At 67.1% G+C, this 2,154-nt stretch carries 2 protein-coding genes; both read right to left on the minus strand.

All coding sequences use genetic code 11. The features are described from left to right. The coding region (locus tag A5655_RS02830) for an SDR family oxidoreductase (protein WP_156764662.1) at nt 1-736 on the minus strand (736 nt) is incomplete at its 3' end. Next, entirely contained in the window at nt 733-1,986 is a 1,254-nt protein-coding gene (locus A5655_RS02835; protein ID WP_067005373.1) for a PE-PPE domain-containing protein, read from the minus strand. The genes A5655_RS02830 and A5655_RS02835, both read right to left, overlap by 4 nt. Nucleotides 1,987-2,154 lie beyond the last annotated feature (168 nt).

A 2,154-nucleotide genomic window follows, 5' to 3' on the forward strand; every position in this document is an offset into this window, starting at 1 on the left:
CCGGATGGGTCAGGATGAGAAAGCGTTCCTCCCGGATGCCGGCAACGACCCGCTCGGCGGCGTCTTCGGGCTGGATCGGGCGCAGCAGGTGGGGCGGGAAGTTGATCCAGCGCGGGTCGTCGATGCCGATCATGCGCGCGCTCTCGCCGATGTTGGTGGCCACCAACTCCGGGCAAAGGACCGAAACCCCAATGCCTTTGGGCCGAAGGTATAGGTACAGGCCTTCGGTGATCCCGACCACCGCATGCTTGGCGCCGATGTAGGGGATGTTGTCGTAGCCGTGGGCATACAGGCCGGCGATGGATGCCGTGTTGACGATCCAGCCGTGGCCCTGCTCGAGCAGGATGGGGACGAATGCGCGGATGCCCCGCACCACGCCGAACACGTTGATGTCGAACAGCCGCTGCCAGTCCCGCATCGGGACTCGTTCGGGCGGACCGAGCAGCGCCACGCCGGCGTTGTTCATGACGATGTCCACCTTGCCGAATTCGGCGAGCACCGCGCGCGCCAGGGCGTCGACGTCGGCGTCGGAGGTGACGTCGCAGCGCACCGCCAGCGCACGCTGCCCGGTTTCGGCGACCGCATTGACGGTCTCGTCCATTCGCTCTTGGTGAATGTCGCCGACCACGACGTCGGCCCCGGCCCGCGCCAGCGCGAGCGCCGTGGCCCGGCCGATGCCGGAAGCACCACCGGCGATGACCGCGACCGCGCCGGAAAGTTCCATCGTTCGCGTCACCCGAAGAGGTTCGGCAACGGGGGCAGGCCTTGCAGGGTGCCCTGCAAGAAGTACGGCCCGGCGTTCGGGGTCAGGGACGAATAGCCGTCGTTGACGATCGGCTGCAGAAATGAGTTGAGGTCGTTGACGATTGGCTGCGGGACGCCGAGCTGCTCAAGCGGGAACAACATCGGCAGAGTCGGAGCCGGAACCATGTCGGTGGTGATCGTGCCGCCCAAGGGCGTGGTCACGCTGGAGACCTGCACGGCGTCCGACATCGAGGCCAGCGATGTGGTGTTGTGGTTGTAGATCCCGGCGGCCAGCGAGTTCACCCATGCCGGGATATTCCAGGGCCGGTCGGGCGGATTGCCGAAGAAGTCGTACTGGCCGAACACCACGCTGACGTCGTATTGGGTGTTCGGCACGCCCTGCGCGGTGTAGTCGACGAACGGGACGGTGAACCCGTTGGGCAGGTAGGCGTGGAACAAGCCGGACTCGGGGCCGTTGAACATCGCGAACTGCAGGGCACTGTGCGGTGGCGCGTTCGGGTCGACCGCGAGGGCGGCCAATTCGCGGTTGACGACGAGGGTCCCCTCCGACAGCGCCGCGATGCGCACCGGTGAACCGTTGCCGTTGATGAACGCATTCATGATCTGGTCGTTGAGCGCTCGCTGTCCCATGGCGACGGCCTGGTTGACGCCGGGCGCGGCCAGGCTACCGCTGATGAGGCCGATGCTGGCCGGGTAGTTGACCACCTGCGGGGTGGTGCCGGGGAACCAGTTCTGCCCGATGGCGTGGTTCAGCAGGTCGTACCCCTGCAGGATCGATACGTTGATCGGCCCCGGGAGGCTGCCGGCATATACCAACTGCCCCAGATAGGGCAGATTGGTGATGAAGTTCGGGTAGTACAGCGGTCCCGCGCCGGGAACCGTGATCCGCGTGCCCGCCGCGGCGCCCGGGACCAGCGGGCTTCCCAACAGCGTCTGCGCCGTTGCGATTTCGGTGGTCAGATACGTGTTGGCGTTCGCCGCCAGGGCGAGCACGAACCTGTCGTGCAGCTGCGCCGCTTGCGCGGCGAGCGCCTGGAATTCCGCGCCGTGGGCGCCGAACAACCCGGCGATGCACGTCGACACCTCGTCGGCGCCCGCGGCCAACAGCGACGTGGTCGAGTTCGTGGCCGCCGCGTTCGCGGCGATGACCGCGGAGCCGATCCCGGCCAGGTCCTCGGCAGCAGCCGACAACAATTCGGGCGTGGCCAGGACATACGACACCCGGTGCCTCCTTGCCCCCGGACGCGATCAGTGGCTGTGAGGGTACTCGCGGCCGGGACGCTAGGCGTGGCTTTCGTCTTCCTTGTCCTCCCCGTCATCGTCGCCGGTGTGGAGGAGTTTTTCGGGGTGCCAGTAGGTGTTGGTGCGGGGTTGGCCGCGTTCGAGGTG

The sequence above is a fragment of the Mycobacterium sp. 1081908.1 genome (assembly GCF_001673535.1).
Classification (GTDB): Bacteria; Actinomycetota; Actinomycetes; order Mycobacteriales; family Mycobacteriaceae; genus Mycobacterium.